Source organism: Rhizobium sp. LCM 4573, assembly GCF_001854865.1.
Lineage (GTDB): Bacteria > Pseudomonadota > Alphaproteobacteria > Rhizobiales > Rhizobiaceae > Neorhizobium.
The window spans coordinates 226,751-241,919 of sequence record NZ_MDDW01000003.1; the positions used below are offsets into that span (position 1 = coordinate 226,751).

The 15,169-nt window shown below is 59.7% G+C and carries 16 protein-coding genes; 7 read left to right on the forward strand and 9 right to left on the reverse strand.

Annotated features, from left to right (window positions below; all coding sequences use genetic code 11):
• Nucleotides 1-3: 3 nt before the first annotated feature.
• The 4 genes from LCM4573_RS07900 to LCM4573_RS07915 form a co-directional block, all read right to left on the reverse strand.
• A complete protein-coding gene (locus LCM4573_RS07900) occupies nucleotides 4-447 on the reverse strand; it encodes a thioesterase family protein (RefSeq protein WP_071005927.1) in 444 nt (147 codons plus the stop codon).
• Nucleotides 448-604: 157 nt separating this feature from the next.
• A complete protein-coding gene (locus tag LCM4573_RS27170) occupies nucleotides 605-1,045 on the reverse strand; it encodes a MaoC/PaaZ C-terminal domain-containing protein (RefSeq protein ID WP_157895494.1) in 441 nt (146 codons plus the stop codon).
• Nucleotides 1,038-1,853, reverse strand: a complete 816-nt coding sequence (locus tag LCM4573_RS28050; protein ID WP_071005718.1) for a MaoC family dehydratase — start codon at nucleotides 1,851-1,853, stop codon at nucleotides 1,038-1,040. Before LCM4573_RS28050 ends, LCM4573_RS27170 begins: the two co-directional genes overlap by 8 nt.
• Nucleotides 1,854-1,855: 2 nt before the next feature.
• Nucleotides 1,856-4,237, reverse strand: a complete 2,382-nt coding sequence (locus LCM4573_RS07915; RefSeq protein ID WP_071005719.1) for a CoA transferase — start codon at nucleotides 4,235-4,237, stop codon at nucleotides 1,856-1,858.
• 180 nt (nucleotides 4,238-4,417) lie between these two features.
• Here LCM4573_RS07915 and LCM4573_RS27905 point away from each other — a divergent pair, with 180 nt between their 5' ends.
• Nucleotides 4,418-5,473 (forward strand): LacI family DNA-binding transcriptional regulator, encoded by a 1,056-nt coding sequence (locus LCM4573_RS27905; RefSeq protein ID WP_071005929.1) that lies wholly within the window; start codon nucleotides 4,418-4,420, stop codon nucleotides 5,471-5,473.
• A gap of 323 nt (nucleotides 5,474-5,796) precedes the next feature.
• On the opposite strand, the gene LCM4573_RS07925 is transcribed toward LCM4573_RS27905, so the two are convergent.
• Nucleotides 5,797-6,765: a GlxA family transcriptional regulator gene (locus LCM4573_RS07925; RefSeq protein ID WP_071005720.1), complete on the reverse strand. Its 969-nt coding sequence runs from the start codon at nucleotides 6,763-6,765 to the stop codon at nucleotides 5,797-5,799.
• 188 nt (nucleotides 6,766-6,953) lie between these two features.
• Here LCM4573_RS07925 and LCM4573_RS07930 point away from each other — a divergent pair, with 188 nt between their 5' ends.
• The gene (locus LCM4573_RS07930) at nucleotides 6,954-7,784 is read left to right on the forward strand and encodes an alpha/beta fold hydrolase (RefSeq protein WP_071005721.1); all 831 of its coding nucleotides are present in this window, start codon (nucleotides 6,954-6,956) and stop codon (nucleotides 7,782-7,784) included.
• A 341-nt stretch (nucleotides 7,785-8,125) separates the two neighbouring features.
• Here LCM4573_RS07930 and LCM4573_RS07935 read toward each other — a convergent pair whose 3' ends face one another.
• Nucleotides 8,126-8,617, reverse strand: coding sequence for a GNAT family N-acetyltransferase (locus tag LCM4573_RS07935; protein ID WP_071005722.1), 492 nt, complete (start codon nucleotides 8,615-8,617; stop codon nucleotides 8,126-8,128).
• Entirely contained in the window at nucleotides 8,614-8,904 is a 291-nt protein-coding gene (locus LCM4573_RS07940) for a DUF1778 domain-containing protein (RefSeq protein ID WP_071005723.1), read from the reverse strand. The genes LCM4573_RS07935 and LCM4573_RS07940 overlap by 4 nt, the downstream gene beginning before the upstream one ends.
• A 266-nt stretch (nucleotides 8,905-9,170) precedes the next feature.
• On the opposite strand from LCM4573_RS07940, the gene LCM4573_RS07945 reads away from it, so the two are divergent.
• The 5 genes from LCM4573_RS07945 (at nucleotide 9,171) to rpiB (ending at nucleotide 13,237) form a co-directional block, all read left to right on the forward strand.
• A complete protein-coding gene (locus LCM4573_RS07945; RefSeq protein WP_071005930.1) occupies nucleotides 9,171-9,923 on the forward strand; it encodes a FadR/GntR family transcriptional regulator in 753 nt (250 codons plus the stop codon).
• Nucleotides 9,924-9,982: 59 nt separating this feature from the next.
• Entirely contained in the window at nucleotides 9,983-10,951 is a 969-nt protein-coding gene (locus LCM4573_RS07950; protein WP_338012579.1) for a TRAP transporter substrate-binding protein, read from the forward strand.
• A 69-nt stretch (nucleotides 10,952-11,020) separates the two neighbouring features.
• Nucleotides 11,021-11,488, forward strand: coding sequence for a TRAP transporter small permease (locus LCM4573_RS07955; protein ID WP_071005725.1), 468 nt, complete (start codon nucleotides 11,021-11,023; stop codon nucleotides 11,486-11,488).
• A 9-nt stretch (nucleotides 11,489-11,497) separates the two neighbouring features.
• The gene (locus LCM4573_RS07960) at nucleotides 11,498-12,775 is read left to right on the forward strand and encodes a TRAP transporter large permease (protein WP_071005726.1); all 1,278 of its coding nucleotides are present in this window, start codon (nucleotides 11,498-11,500) and stop codon (nucleotides 12,773-12,775) included.
• A gap of 15 nt (nucleotides 12,776-12,790) precedes the next feature.
• Nucleotides 12,791-13,237, forward strand: coding sequence for a ribose 5-phosphate isomerase B (gene rpiB, locus LCM4573_RS07965; RefSeq protein WP_071005727.1), 447 nt, complete (start codon nucleotides 12,791-12,793; stop codon nucleotides 13,235-13,237).
• Nucleotides 13,238-13,383: 146 nt separating this feature from the next.
• Here the strand turns inward: rpiB and LCM4573_RS07970 are convergent, their stop codons facing one another.
• Nucleotides 13,384-14,637, reverse strand: a complete 1,254-nt coding sequence (locus tag LCM4573_RS07970) for a type II toxin-antitoxin system HipA family toxin (RefSeq protein ID WP_071005728.1) — start codon at nucleotides 14,635-14,637, stop codon at nucleotides 13,384-13,386.
• The gene (locus tag LCM4573_RS07975; protein ID WP_407071715.1) at nucleotides 14,630-14,917 is read right to left on the reverse strand and encodes a helix-turn-helix transcriptional regulator; all 288 of its coding nucleotides are present in this window, start codon (nucleotides 14,915-14,917) and stop codon (nucleotides 14,630-14,632) included. The genes LCM4573_RS07970 and LCM4573_RS07975 overlap by 8 nt, the downstream gene beginning before the upstream one ends.
• Between the last annotated feature and the right edge of the window lie 252 nt (nucleotides 14,918-15,169).

Here is a 15,169-nt window from a genome sequence, read left to right on the forward strand (position 1 = left end):
TCCTCAAGCTGGAAGGGGCAAGATCGTTTCGAGATGAGCCCGAAGCGGCGCCGGAAACGGCGCGGGGCGCTTGCTGACGGCATCGATGAACACGTGAATGAAATGGCCGTCAGCCGCCGCCTCATCCGATCCGTTGAGGAACGCGGCAAGCCTGTATCGCACCGAGGAGGTCCCGATACTTTCTACGCGCAGGCCCATGTCGAGCCGGTCCGTAAAGACGATTTCGCGATGATAGCGGCAGCCATTCTCGACCACCACCATTGCCCCGCCATCCCTGCCCAGCCCCAGTTCCTTCTGATGGAGGAAACCAAGCACGGTGCTGTCGAAGAATTCGTAATAGCGGGCATTGTTGACATGCCCGAAGATGTCGATGTCGTTCCATCGCAGCGATACGGCGGTAAACCATGCGAAAGCCTGCCGCCGTTCTGTCGGCCCGCGCTGCGTCATGGCAGCCACAACCGTGGCGCATGCATGCGCGACAAAGATGCGTCCATCTTTCGAAACCTCCCACTTTGAAGCAGGCCCTCCCCGGCGCTGCACTCCAAGTCTGCCCTCAGGATACATCCTTTGCATCCGTATGCAAGCGATACTGTGGAGAACGCTTTCACGATTGCAACCACTTCATCAGATGTTCGGCGACAGCCACGACGGTGCCGGACTGATTGGTCACCTCGATATCGGCGACCGACCTCTGTCGCTCGAGGTCGATCTCCCTCACGTGATAGGTGACGGCCAGCCTGTCGCCGGGATAGACCGGCGCCACGAAGCGCAACCGATCAAAGCCGAGCGAGACGGGGATCATGGTGCTGCCCCGCAGCCGCGCCTCGTGGATCGCCTTGGTACCGGCTGCCGACATATAACCCACCAGAAGCGCGCCGTGGGCAATGATGCCGCCGAAACGGGATCCGGCCATGGCCTCGGCGTCCGTGTGCGCCTCGTAGTCATCGCCGCTCAGCTCCGCGAAACGGGCGATATCCTCGTCTCGCACCGTCGTTGCATAGGATGCCATCAGGCCTGTCACCGTCCGGCTCAGCTGATCAGCCATAGATCTGCGTCCTTCTGAACCGTGCAGCGGGTCGACCATCGGCGAGAAGAACCTCATCGGTGACCAGGTAGTGCTTACCCTTGCGTTCGAAGGTTTCGGCCACATGTCCGGCCGTGCGGATCGACTGACCTGGATAAACCCTCTCAAAATGCTGCGTTTCCACTTCGACCAGAACAACGGCCGCCGGGAATTTCCAACTTGAATTGACATCCCCCATCGCCGTGCGCATCAGCATCCCAGAATGGACGAAACCAATATCGCCGTAGATCGAGTGGGTTTCGGCAAAGGCCGACAACGAGGCGCTGAAGTCTGCGGCCGACAGAACCCGCTCTCGGCTTTTGAGCGGCGCACCCGCTTGAATCTTGCCGGGGCTCACAGCAGGCGGTTCTTCCGGTGTCGGAAGCAATCGCAATCGAGCCGGATCCGGCGGTAAAACCGCTGCGTGAGCCAGCGCGACCCATCCGGTCGCCACCTCCTCGTCGTCCCCATTGCGGACACTCACCATGCTGCGCTGAAACACCCCATCGTCGGTGAGTGACCCTGCTGAAACAGTCACCTCGTCACGATTGTAGACAGGCTTGCGAAACCGCACCGACATGGCGCCTCGGTCGGCCCAATCGGCGCCCCAGCCGTCGATCGCCACCCGGCTGATGTGACCATAAACAAAGGCGCCGGGAATGAGGGCGGCCTTGTAACCGCGGGCCCGGGCGACAGCGTCGTCATGGATCGTTCCCTTGTAACGGGGCGCATCGTCGAGGAGGATCCGGACATCGAAGCAGCGCGGAAAAAGTTGCGTCGGCTGATCCATGCTTACGCTCCCTGTAATGGCTCGGTCGCCATGGCGTCACTTCTCTCGATGGCATCGATCTGATCCGGCGTAAGTTTGATGATGCGCTCGAGTACGTGCCGGTTATGCCAGCCGAAAGGCGGGGCCGACGCCAGCTGCGCCCCCGGAGTGTCGCTGAGATGGATCGGCAGGCCGGGATGTTTGTGCCACCCCGCGTCGGGGTGCTGGAGTTCCGTAAAGAAACCGCGATAGGCGAGATATGGATCTTCCGCCAGATCCCGGGGCGTTTGCACCGGCGCCGCCGCCACCCCGGCAGCCTGCAGCCGCGCAGCCAGTTCATGCTTGTCTTCGCCCGCCGTCCAGGCAGCAATGAGCCGGGTGAGTTGATCTTCATTGGCGCGCCGCCGCGCCAGGCAAGAAAAACGCGGGTCCGCCGAGAGCTCCGGCCGACCCATGATCCGGCAAAGGCCCTGCCATTGGCCCTCGTCAAGCGCCGCGATGACGATCCACTGGTCTTCGCCCCGGGCGGGGAAAGCATCATGTGGGCTGGCAAAACCGACGCGATTACCATTCGGTACCGGATCCTGCCCCGTTTCACTGGAAAGCAGGATTTCGGGGCCGATCAGGTGCATCGCGGCTTCGACTTGCGGAACCTCCACGTACTGGCCCTCGCCGCTCCTCTGACGGTGGATGAGCGCCGTCAGGATTGCTGCAGCAGCGTTGAACCCGCCGATTGGATCCAGATAGGACGGACCGGTCACTTCCGGCTGGCCACCCGGATAGCCGATCATCGCCGACATGCCCGCTGCCATTTCCATTGTCGGGCCGAGGGCCGCATAGCCGGACATCGGCCCCTTTGTACCAAAGGCCGGCAGTTCGGCGACGATGATGTCCGGCTTTATCGCTTTTAGAGCGTCGTAGTCGAGACCGAGCTTCTTAAGGGTGCCAGGTCGAAAATTGCAGATCAACACATCCGCGACCGACACCAACCGACGTAGTGTTGCCCGGCCCTCTTCAGTCTTCAGATTGAGAATACAGCTGAGCTTGTTGACATTTTGAGAGTTAAACAGGAACGACCGGTCGTACCAGCGCTCACCTGGCTGCCGTGCAGGGAAGTTGATCGGGTTGGGTTCATCCTTGTTGAGGCGCCAGGAATTGACCCTGTTCGGCGCTTCCACATGAATCGACTCGGCGCCAAAATAGGCAAGCACGCGCCCGGCCATCGGGCCAGCCCATGCGGTGGTCAGCTCAATGACGCGCAGGCCTTCCAAGGGACGGTCCTTGCGAACCGAAGCGGGCAGCGGCGCTTTTTTCGAAGGCAAGTGAGCGCTGTCTTCGTAACGGGCATTTGCATCACCGAGGCCCGGGGCCAGCCCACGTACCCGGCGCGGCGTCGCCGACAAACGGAATGGTGCCCCGAGAATGGTGCGACCGTCCAGTGTTTCCCAGTACCCTCGCTCGACGAGATGGCGGCTCCTGATCAGCTCGGACGGTCGGTATGCCTTGGCTGCGATGACTTGCGCCTTCTGGAGGGTTTCCACGAGATCCTCGGCCGCCATTTCAGCCACCTTCGATTGGAAGACAGAAAACAGCGCATCCCAGTTGGCGCGGCGGTTGGCGGGATCGGCAAAGCGCTCGTCGTTTTCCAGTTCCAGCAGGCCAAGCGCTTCCAGCAGAGCGTGCCACCGGAAATTATAGATCCAGATGCAAACCCAGCCGTCACGGCACAGGACCTGCCCCGCCTGCACCGCCTGTTCTGTCCGCTGCCTGGTCGTGCCATTGTAGATATACTGCATCACATAGGGGAAACACATCGATGCGGCCGTCTCGGCCGCATCGATGTGGACGACCTGACCACGCCCGGTCTCCTCACGGACATATAGGGCCACCAAGGCGCCGATATAGGCGCCGATGCCGCTCGCCACCCCGGCGCGGTTTCCGGTCCCAAACAGCGGCTCCCGATCTGCAGCGCCATTGTTGTGCATCATCCCCGACAAGGCCTGAAGGACAATTTCCGGCCCCTGCCAATCCGCGCGCGGGCCGTCGCCACCAAAACTGCTCGGCTGCAYGACGATTGCATTGGGATTGCTCTGATTTATTTCGTCCGCATTCTCATCCGGAGGAACGACAATTACGTCCGCCGCGGCAAGGATCCGATCCAGCCGGCCGCTTGCTCCCGGATCGCCGCGATCGAGCACATAGGAGCTCTTTCCGGAATTGAAGTGGAAGAATGGCAGCGAGTCCCCGTTTTGCGAAAATGGCGCAGAATGCCGGATTGGCGAACCTTCCGGCCCCTCCACCAGCATCACCGCTGCACCATAATCCGCAAACAGCCGGGCACAGTACTGCCCCGCCAACGTATCGGAGTAGTCGACCACCCGCAGATGGCTGAAAGCGCCCCTCATAGCTCCTCCCAAAGGCAAGCATACGCAAGACCAAGACCGGCTCCCTTCCCGCCTCGTGAACCAAGGTTAGGGAACATTGCATCCGTATGCAAGCGACGATTTGCATACGGATGCATGTTTGTGCGATATACCGCTCATGCTGCTGCAGGTCGTGCGGCAAGAACACGACAGGGAGTGATGATGAACAACGCCGATGACAATACAGCCTCGCCTCGGGGCAAGCCGCTAACGGCGCGTGAACTCGCCCGGCTGATGGGTGTGAGCCAGTCTGCGGTATCACGGGCCTTCACGCCAGGAAGCTCGATTTCTCCCGAGCTTCGGCAACGGATCCTCAAGGCAGCCGGCGAACTCGACTACCAACCGAATGCGATTGCGTCCATGCTCTCAACCCGACGCAGCAATATCGCCGGCATCGTCGTTTCCGAGATGCAGAATCCGTTCTATCCGACGCTGATCGAAAAACTCTCGCGCGGACTGCAGCGGGTCAGGCTCCAAAGCTTGATGTTCAACATCACTCGCGGCTCCAATATCGAAGAGCAACTCGTCGCACTGCGGCAGTACAATGTGGATGCGGTTATCATCATCTCAGCTACGGTACTGTCCGGCGCTTCAGTACAATGGGCAACCGATGGACGGGCCGCCGTCCTTGTCAACCGCACCATTCCCGATCTCCCCCTCACCTCCGTCAGCTGCGACAACGTCGAGGGCGCTCGCGCCATTGCCGATCACTTCCATGCACTTGGCCGGCACCGGGTATCTTATGTCGCTGGCCTGCCCCATACCTCAACCAATCTCGAACGGCAAAACGCCTTCGTGACACGGGTGGCGGAACTTGGGATGCGGCTCATCCACTGCGTCGCCGCCGGGGAGTACAGCTACGAGGCGGGTCATCGGGCAGCGCTTGAAATCGCACGCGGAGAGAAGACGGATGCGATATTCTTCGCCAATGACATTCTTGCAGCGGGCGGCATGGACGCGCTGAGGGAAAACGCCGGATTGCGTGTACCGGAGGATGTCGCTGTCGCCGGTTTTGACGACGTGGCGTTGGCACGATGGCCGCACTACTCGCTTACCACCTTCCGGCAGCCCATTGATGCTATTGTGGAAAAGACCGTGAGCTTGGTCACCCAGCAGCTGGAGACGCCTTCTTTGCCGCCCAGCCGGAATCCAATAAGCGGCGAACTCGTCATACGCCATTCCACCGTCACAGAGTGGTCACCGGAAATCATCGAATGATGCCAGCATACACGCGCTTTCCTGTGTGGCGTCCCTCAAAACATCAGCCCCGTCACGGCGACTTGGGATGCAGACCATCTTTCAGGGGGGTATATCGGGGCGGCTTTCAGCCTGGCCACTCCTTCTTTGTGGGATCGCAGCCTCGCCGATCGGTCAGAAGGGCAGCGCCTGCTCGTAACCGTCTCAGCACGAGCGCAGGTAACCTCGCCCGCGCTCAAAGTCGCATATAGATGGCAGATGCGGCCTTCCCGACCGCACCGCATAGCCACCGAATTGTTGCGTCGCTCCAGAGCATCGCCGCAAGCCTTGTCTAAGGTGCAGGTCTATCTGCCCGTGATCCCGAACTGCTGGCGATACGCTGCCGGTGGCAGCCCCGTCAGCTTCTGAAAGATCCTGCGGAATGCGGCCGGGTCGGAATAACCCACCTCCCAGGCAATACGGTCCACCGGGGTCAAGGTCCTCTCGAGCGCCTCGCGCGCCTTGCCGATGCGGACCTGCTGCAGGTATTCGACGGGCGTAAACCCGGTCGCCGCACTGAACCGGCGCAGGAAGGTGCGGCCCGTCATCCCGGCTGCGGTCGGAAGGTCGGCCACGCCTTGCATCGTGGTGGCATGCGAATGGATGTAGTGCTGGCATTTCCGGATCGCATCGTCGTTATGGTCGAGGCGCGGTAGAAACTGGGCAAACGGACGCTGGCTGTTACGGGGCGGCTCGGTCAGTAGAAAGCGTGCGGTTGCCAGCATCGTGGCCGGCCYGAGCAAGCGATCGACCAAAGTGAGGCCGAGATCTGCCCAGGCAAGAATTCCACCGGCGGTCATGATGTCGCCCTCGTCGATGACCATGTGCTCGTCGGCCAGCTGCACCTTGGGAAAACGCGCGGCGAGTTGCTGCGCAAAGGCCCAGTGCGTTGTGGCGCGGCGACCATCCATCAGCCCGGTTTCCGCCAGGACGAAAGCTCCCGCGCATACTGAACACAGGGTCGCACCTGCGGAATGCTGATCAAGGAGCCATGACGCTGCGCGAGGTGCGGGGGGCATGTGCTCGGGCATGATGATACTCGGCGGCGCAATGACATGAGTGAGCCTGTGGTTTGCTCCTGGATGGCTGTCCCATATGCAGGTGACATGATCGTCGTCCGCCTTCCAGTGCGAGACACGGATGGCGCGCGGGTCGTCCCCCGACCACTCCCCCGCGATCCGGAAGAGGTCGGTCAATCCATAGATCGCCGCCAACTGACATCCCGGATAGATCAGCAGACCGATGTCGGCCACCAGCTTCGTTGTTTTTGCCATTGTCTATTTTGCCCCGACTATTGTCATTTCTGCCAATCCCGGCCCTGAAATACAGCGCCTATCTTGTCAACATCGAACAGAGAGGCAGCGCAACACACCCGACCCACACCGCCAATATGGGAACTGCTGCAACTGCCCTTCTTGTCGTGCAACGCATACCCACTGCTCAAACCCAAGGAGAGCTTATCATGGCTACCATCAAGACCCAGGACGACACCAATATCTTCTACAAGGATTGGGGCCCTCGCGACGCCCAGCCCATCGTGTTCCACCATGGCTGGCCGTTGTCCAGCGACGACTGGGACAATCAGATGCTCTACTTCCTCGAACAGGGTTATCGGGTTATCGCCCACGACCGTCGCGGACATGGACGTTCCGATCAGACCGACACGGGCAACGAGATGGACACCTACGCCAATGACGTGGTCGAGCTGGCCCGCGCCTTGGACCTGAAGAATGCGATCCATATCGGCCATTCTACGGGTGGTGGCGAAGTGGCCCGTTACGCGGCACGGGCCGAAAAGGGTCGCATCGCCAAGGCCGTATTGATCGGCGCGGTGCCGCCCGTGATGGCCAGGTCCGCAAACAATCCGGATGGCATTCCGCTCGAGGTGTTCGACGGCTTCCGTGCCGCGTTGATTGCCAATCGTGCGCAGTTTTTCCTGGACGTCCCGTCCGGCCCGTTCTTCGGGTTCAATCGTGAAGGCGCCAATGTCAGTCAGGGCCAGATCCAGAATTGGTGGCGGCAGGGCATGATGGGCGGTGCCAAGGCGCAGTACGACAGTATCAAGGCCTTTTCGGAAACTGATTTCACCAAGGACCTGAAGGCCCTCTCCATCCCGGTCCTGCTGATGCATGGCGAAGACGACCAGATTGTTCCGATCGAGAATTCGGCTCACAAGGCGATCAAGCTGCTGAAGAATGGCACGCTGAAGACCTATCCTGGGCTCTCGCATGCACCTTTTGCCACACATCCCGAGCTGATCAACGCAGATCTGCTGGCTTTTGCCAAGGCCTGATCAACTCGCGCCAACAGGGGGCGGATAACCGCTCCCTGTATCTGGTCATGGTGCTGTCGCGTATTATAGACGGGGCGGGTAAATCTGCGGCTGAGGCCAATTGCATTCCCAGTCGAGGATCGGCAATTTGAACGGGAGCGGTAGCTCCTGTGATTAGGTAAGAACTGTGGTCCAGGGCTTGGCTGACATATTCGTCGAGTTGTCCCTTGAACACGAAGGGACTGCGGAGGTTTATCTTCGATAACGAAGAAAGCGCTCCTTAAGTAATTGTAAGAGCCTTTAAATCCTGGCTCTCGGCGTAAAATCTGTGATCGCAGCCCATAATGACCCAATCGTGCCAGTCAAAGACTTTTCAGATCCTTGATGAGGGCGAAGAGATGCAACGGATCGGTGGGCGATTCCCCAAAATCAAATCGCTGGTAGAAGGCACGCGCTGCTTCGTTCTTGGCGTGAGCGGCAATCGCCCGGATACCGGCAATATCGGCGGCTTGCAATGTGCGCAAAACGGCGTCCCGCAATAAGCCCGCACCGATACCCTTACCCTGCCAATCGACACTGACGCCAAGGCGGGCGAGCAGCATGACCGGCACCGGGTGGCGGGCAAGCCCCTTAGTCAGTCGCTCCGGCGCATCGCCATAGCCGACCTCCCCAACGACCAGCGTGTAAAAACCGATCACGGCATCATCGGCCAGCCCCACATAGGTTTGGGAGGCGTTAGCCTGTTGGTTTGGAAGCGCAAAACGCGCAAGAAACCGGTTGAGAGGTTCTTCGCCGCAATCGAACACATCGACGCTATGACGGCGATGGAGTTTTTCGACACGAAACAGTGTCACGCGGACCCGCTGCCGGAAAAGATGCTGGGTTCATTCAGCAGCTTGCGAAGCCGCGGCAGGTCGCGCGGCGGCTCGTCGAGAGCTGCGACGAACGCTTCCCATTGTTCTGGGGCAAGCTGGAATACGCGCCGGTTGGCCAATGCCTCTTCGGCACGGCCAAGCGCGCTTTCGAGCACGAAATCGGTCAGTGAGCGATGCTCGGCCTGCGCGGCGGCGGCAAGCGTGCGCTTTGCCTCCGGAGTCAGGCGGAGGTCAAGTTTTTCGGTGCGGGTGCTGCGTGTGGCCATGTGTTCACCTCTATGGTTCACTCTACCACACGTCGCCAGACATTGTCATGACATTTTCTGCATTTGAATTAGCTTGGGGCCCAACGGCACGACGCCGAGGCGTCAGATCGTTCGGGGCAACCATCTCCATGCGGGGGGCACGGCACGAGGTAGATGGGGAGACGGAACCCCTGTCACCCAGTTTCTTCCTCCAGTTCGACGGGAACGAGTTGACAGTGGTTTCAGGTGGTGATTGAGTGGTAATACCACTGGAGGCCACTTTGAACGTGAACTCACTTGTCGTAGACGCACCTACAGACCTCGCCGGCACGGAGAAGGTGCTCGCCTTCTTTCGCGAGCAGCTTCTCTCCGGTACTCTACGTGAGGGCGATCGCCTTCTTGGCGAGCGTGAGCTGGCGCTGGCACTGGGAGTTTCGAGGCCAGTCCTTCGAGAGGCTCTACGATCGCTCGCAAACCTAGGCTTTCTCGACATCCGTCATGGCAAGGGCGCCTATGTCCGCAAAGCCGACATGGCCGTTATCGGAGACTTCCTAACCTTCTGTCTCGCCCAGCAGCCCGACATGATGGACGATATCATGCAGGCTCGTGTCGCCATCGAGTGTCAGGCGATCCGTCTGGCGTGCGTGCGGGCGACGGACGGCGATTTGTCGAGGATCGGCTCCCTCCTCACACGGCTCATGGATACGATCCATGATGTGGAAGAAGGGGGCGCTGCCGATTTCGCCTTCCATATGGCATTGGTCGAAGCCAGTCGCAGCCCTGCCCTCGTCACCATCTACCAGTCGATCGCCACACTGTTGAAGCGCAGCCACGTCCAACGGCGTCTGGAGACGAGCGAAACGGCCGGGATCCTGGACTACCTCGTGGAGGCTCACCGGGAGGTGTACCTCTCCGTTCTCGCTCGAGACCCGGACCAGGCGGAAGGCAAGCTTCGACAACACTTCGCCATTGGCGATGAGCTTYGGCGAAAGAGCTACATCGCCGCATTCACAAAGAAAGACCTGCCGAAGGAGGAGTGACGCAGGCCTGCTCAATTACAAGGGAGGAGAAGAAAATGCTGAATATCTCTATCAGGGGCATGACCGTGGCCCTTGCCATAAGTGCTTCGCTCGCCGTCAATCCCTTGAGCGCTGCCGAACTTCGGTATGCTCATGTCGGAGCGGAGGGCGACATCCAGACAGTCTTTGCGGCACAGGCTGCCGAAGGTATCAATTCGGCCACCAATGGCGAGGTGACCGTCACCGTCTATCCTGCAAGCCAGCTTGGCGGCGTCGCGGAAATGGTCGATGGCGTTCGCATGGGCTCGATCTCCATGGGCCATCACGACTTCGCATCCCTCGGCAAACTTGTTCCGGAAGTCRCCGTCTTCAACGCGCCGTTCATCTATCGTGACGGAGCTCACGCGCTTGCCGCCACCGATCCTGAATCGTCGCCCGCGCTCCAGGCCATCAATGAGAAGCTCGTGGCGCAGGGCGTGCGCATCATCGGCCGCATCTACCGCGGTGATCGGCATATTTCATCTAACTTTCCGGTGAAGACTCCGGCGGATCTGGCCGGCAAGCCGTTCCGCGCCGTACCGCTGGAGCTCTGGGTTTCGATGGTCAAGGGGTTTGGCGCCATACCGACGCCGGTCGAGGTCGCGGAACTCCCGACAGCCCTGATGACCGGCGTCGTCGTCGGGCAGGAGAATCCACTGACGATGATCGCGTCGAACAATCTCAACGAAGTCCAGTCGCACCTGGCCATGACCGGGCACATGCGCGCGGTCCTTGCGGTGTTCGTGAACGAGGAGGTCTGGCAGGGCTTAACCGACGAGCAGCGCGCCTCAATCACCAAGGTGCTGGATGAAGAGGCTGACAAGTCGCTTCAGATGGCGACGGAGTCCGAGGCCAAGCTCGCCGAAGATCTGAAAGGCCGCGGAATGACCGTCATCACGGAAGCAGACGGTCTGGACGTGGCCGCTTTCCGTGAAAAAGTGAGCGCTCAGATAAAGCAGGACTTTCCAAACTTCGAACAGCTGCTCGGCCAGATCGAAGCCGTCAAGTAGATCCGCATCGAGGGGTGGCCGTGCGTTGCCCCTCAAATTCGCCTTGCCACTTTTCATGGAGTTTGCCCGATGCGTCTAGCCGAACGCGTCCTGACCGCCGTCGTCGCCCTGCTGACTGCCGGATTGGTTCTCGTACCGACCGCTCAGGTCGTCATGCGTGGCGTCTTCACGCTACCCTTCATAGGCGCTGAGGAACTGACCCGATTCCTGCTGATCTGCCTGGTCTTCTGCTCCTATCCCCTCGTGGTTTTGAAGGGAGAGAATATTGTCATGGGCGAAATCAAGGCCGCGCTTCCCATTCGCCTGCGACGGATCATCAATGTCAGCATATCCGTCAGTGCAATCGCCATCACGGGGTTCCTCGCTTGGGTCACGGTCTCCAACATTTCCAAAAATCTGGCGAATGCCACGCCAACGCTCGGCATTCCCTTCTGGCTGTTCCTAGGCGCGACGGCTTTTGGCTTCGCCGGTGCCGTCCTGGTTCACCTCATCCATCTGCGCAAACCGCCGCAGGCGGACACAAACATTGCGGTGTGAGGGGCGATCATGGGATTCCTTGTGGTTATCGCTTTCCTCAGCTTGTTCATTCTCGGCTTCCCGGTCGTCTATGCTATTCTGCTGCCGTCGATCGCCTATGTGCTGATCGAAGGACTGCCCCTCGGATTGCTCGCCCAGCGCATTACCTACGCCCTGGATTCGTTTCCTCTCGTTGCCGTCCCGCTCTTCATCTTCGTCGGCAACCTGATGAATCTTTCCGGGATTACCGATCGCATTTTTCGCTTTGCCTACACGTTCGTCGGTCGTGTTCCCGGCGGTTTGGCGCAGGTGAACGTCTTCGGAAGCCTGATCTTCTCCGGGATGTCAGGGGCCGCGCTGGCGGATATCGGCGGACTTGGGCGCATCGAAATCGACGCGATGAAGAAGCGAGGCTTCAATCCCGCCTTCGCCGGCGCAGTAACGGCGGCCTCCGCAACGCTTGGGCCGATCTTCCCGCCTTCCATCCCGCTGATCGTCTATGGCTCGGTGACGAGCGTATCGATCGTGCAATTGCTGGTCGCCGGCATCATGCCCGCTATCGTATGTACGATCCTGCTAATGCTGACCGTCCTGATCGTTGCCATGCGGCACCGCCATCCACGCGCGGAACGCTGGCCGACAGGGCGTGAAATCGTCGAGACTCTCCTGCCTGCTTTGCCGGCGATCATCGCACCGGTACTCATGGTCGGCGGCATGACCGCCGGCGCCTTCACGCCGACGGAGGCGGCTGCGATCACGGCTGTCTACGTCATATTCATCAGCGGCGCATTCTACCGCGAGCTGACCGTTGCGCATCTTTGGAACTCCGCGGTTCTGACAGCCCGAAGCTCCAGCGCAATCCTCATCATCGTGGCGGYGGCCGCCCTCTTCGGCTGGATATTGGCGGTGGAGCAGGTTCCGCAGAGCTTCGCATCGGTCCTGCTGGGCCTTTCCAAAGACCCGCTGATGCTGTTGGTCATCGCCAACCTTATCTTCTTTGTTGCCGGCATGTTCCTGGACTCCACGACCGCAACCCTGCTGCTCGTGCCGATCATCGCGCCACCGCTCGTGTTGGCCGGGGTCGACCCGGTGCAACTCGGCATCGTCACGATCTTCAATCTGATGATGGGTCTTCTGACCCCGCCAATGGGGTTGTCGCTGTTTCTCGTGTCCGACATCGCCAAGGTATCGGTTCGGGCACTGCTGCGTGCCCTACTACCCTTTTACGTCCCGCTCCTTGCCACACTTGCTATCCTGACCCTTGCGAAGGATTTCACGCTGTGGCTGCCCCGTCTCATTGCTCAGTAACCCTGGAGGAATAAAATGCGCATTGTCATCGGCTCCGATCACGCCGGCTTTCCGCTCAAATCCACGATCATCGACCACATCAAATCCCTCGGACACGAGGTCACCGATGTCGGCTCCTATGATCCCAACCCGGTCGATTTCCCTGACGTCGCGAAAAACGTCACGTCCGCGATCACGGCCGGCGCAGCCGAGCGTGGTCTGCTGGTGTGCGGCACCGGCGTCGGTGCGTCGATAGCTGCCAACAAGATCAAAGGGATTCGAGCCGCGGTCTGCCACGACGTGCACTCGGCGCATCAATCGGTGGAGCATGACGATGTTAACGTCATGTGCATCGGCGCCCAGATTGTCGGCGCCTGGCTGGCAAAAGACCTGGTCACGGCGTATCTCGCGGCGGAGTTCTCGACCGACGAGGACTYCCGGCGACGAGTTCGCAAGCTTGCGGAAATGGACGGGGACCGCTGATTACTTCGCTTCCGCCGCGTCAGCGTCTTTAGCTGCGAACGAGATGGCCAAGACCGCGGGCTGCTCGATACCTTCCTTTTTCCTGATCGTGAAAGGATAAGCATAGAGGTATGCCGTCCACTTCCAGACTACGACATGGCGAGAAACTAGCCCGCGCACGTGCCGAGGATCGGAGTCATCGTCTTTATATGCGTGTCGATCCGGGCGAGCACCTTTGCTGGAACGACCTCGCGCTCTRGCAACGACCACCAGATCTGGTTCACGCGCTCGACTGTTTCGATCACTGCTTTGAGAACGGCAGCTTCCGGCAGACGCGCACGATTGGCGAAGGCTTTCCATCGCTGCGCGTTCATTGCCTTGAAGGAGCGCTCGCCGGCGAGCGACAGCGCCATGGCATCTGCCGGGATATAGGGAATGGTCGAGAGTGCATCATAGACAGGCGCGAGTGCTGGCTTGTCCCCTTCGCCGTGATAGATCAGCGACCAGTTCTTCAGGTGCATGTCCCCATTGCCGGTGATGGCCGCCAAAGTCAGGCGGCGGACGAATTCAATCGGGGCCGCGGACGATACGGCGATGCCGAGAGCAGCGGCAATATCGTGATAGGCTGCRCCTTCGTACTTGCGTGAAGGATAGATGCCGAACACCTGAGCGAAATCCTCGATATGGATACGCTCGCCGCCAGCGCCGCGATCGAAGCGTTTGACGAGCAGGACTTTTCCATCCGACAGCGTCTCGAACTCCTCAGGAATGCCCTCGAACTCAGATTGTTCGACAAGTTCGCGTTCCGGCACGTCCATGCCGATCGCTTCCGCTAGAGCAAGATTGGCATATTCGTTTTCCGAGACACCAGGAAAAGATGTCGACGGAAACTTGGCAATATAGGAGCCCTGCTCATCTCCCAATGGCAGTGTAAGGCCGCCACCCTTTCCTGTATTCTTGATAACAGAAAGCTTCATCTGCACGCCGGCGAGCGAAAACCGGGCTTTCGGTTTGAGGTGCGACGGATCGTCGAGACGAGAAACGGCCCCTCCATTTGACACGATGCGGACAGCACCCGGCAGATCCGACCCGAGCGCGATGAGTAGATCGAAATCATTCCCAGCGCGAACGCTATCGGCATGGTGCTTCTCCATCGCTTCGCGCAGCTTGTCCTCCGGAAGAAGATTGGCAAAAAACGCCGGTAAGGCTCCGGCAACAGGCTTGGGGTCTTTGCGCAAACCTCCGGTGGCCGCGCGGAAGGACAAGCTCAGCACAGGAAAGCCACCCGTCGCGCGATAGCTGTCTTCGAAGCTGAATGCATTGAAGTCGCCGGGCGTTCTRACAATCGTGCCGATCTTCAGGTCGTTCAATAGGACCTCAAGCGACGARATGGATTTCGGATCAAGATACTGCTCAGGCATTTGCGCCGCCATCAGGGCTGGCGACGAAGGCAGGAAGATCGTCGTCGCCATCGTGCGGTTGCAGCAGAGCATCGACCGCCGGGACCATGGCCTGCGGGATGAGCATCAGTTCGAGCCTGAGCGCCCGCGCAATATTAATCAGGGTTGTCGTGCGGGCAGCGCTGCTCCCGGCTTCGATGTCGCGATACCGGGGACGCGTTATGCCAGCCATGTCCGCGACCTGTTCTTGAGTGAGAGAAAGGCCCTTCCGCGTCGTTTTCAAGAGACGACCGATTTCCATCAATGCATCCGATCTCGCCCGCATATGATACCTACGCATATCTTTATTTAACAAAATGATGCATTAACGTATCTTTTCTTGCTAACGACATCAAGAGAGATGAATAAGGATCATCAATTATGTTCTTGATCTGCAAACAGATCATTTATGCGGCAATCCGCTCGCGGCCCCAGCTAGGAAGCGCAACCCGACGGTCACATGGGCAGCTTGTGTTTAAAAAGTTGAGAGTGCCGAATTTCCGAAGTGAGCGCG

Excerpts from the sequence above, each read along its gene's own strand:
- LCM4573_RS07900 (WP_071005927.1), bottom strand. The coding sequence starts at position 447 with ATGACGCAGCGCGGGCCGACAGAACGGCGGCAGGCTTTCGCATGGTTT.
- LCM4573_RS27170 (WP_157895494.1), bottom strand. The coding sequence starts at position 1,045 with ATGGCTGATCAGCTGAGCCGGACGGTGACAGGCCTGATGGCATCCTAT.
- LCM4573_RS28050 (WP_071005718.1), bottom strand. The coding sequence starts at position 1,853 with ATGGATCAGCCGACGCAACTTTTTCCGCGCTGCTTCGATGTCCGGATC.
- LCM4573_RS27905 (WP_071005929.1), top strand. The coding sequence starts at position 4,418 with ATGAACAACGCCGATGACAATACAGCCTCGCCTCGGGGCAAGCCGCTA.
- LCM4573_RS07930 (WP_071005721.1), top strand. The coding sequence starts at position 6,954 with ATGGCTACCATCAAGACCCAGGACGACACCAATATCTTCTACAAGGAT.
- LCM4573_RS07940 (WP_071005723.1), bottom strand. The coding sequence starts at position 8,904 with ATGGCCACACGCAGCACCCGCACCGAAAAACTTGACCTCCGCCTGACT.
- LCM4573_RS07955 (WP_071005725.1), top strand. The coding sequence starts at position 11,021 with ATGCGTCTAGCCGAACGCGTCCTGACCGCCGTCGTCGCCCTGCTGACT.
- LCM4573_RS07975 (WP_407071715.1), bottom strand. The coding sequence starts at position 14,917 with ATGGAAATCGGTCGTCTCTTGAAAACGACGCGGAAGGGCCTTTCTCTC.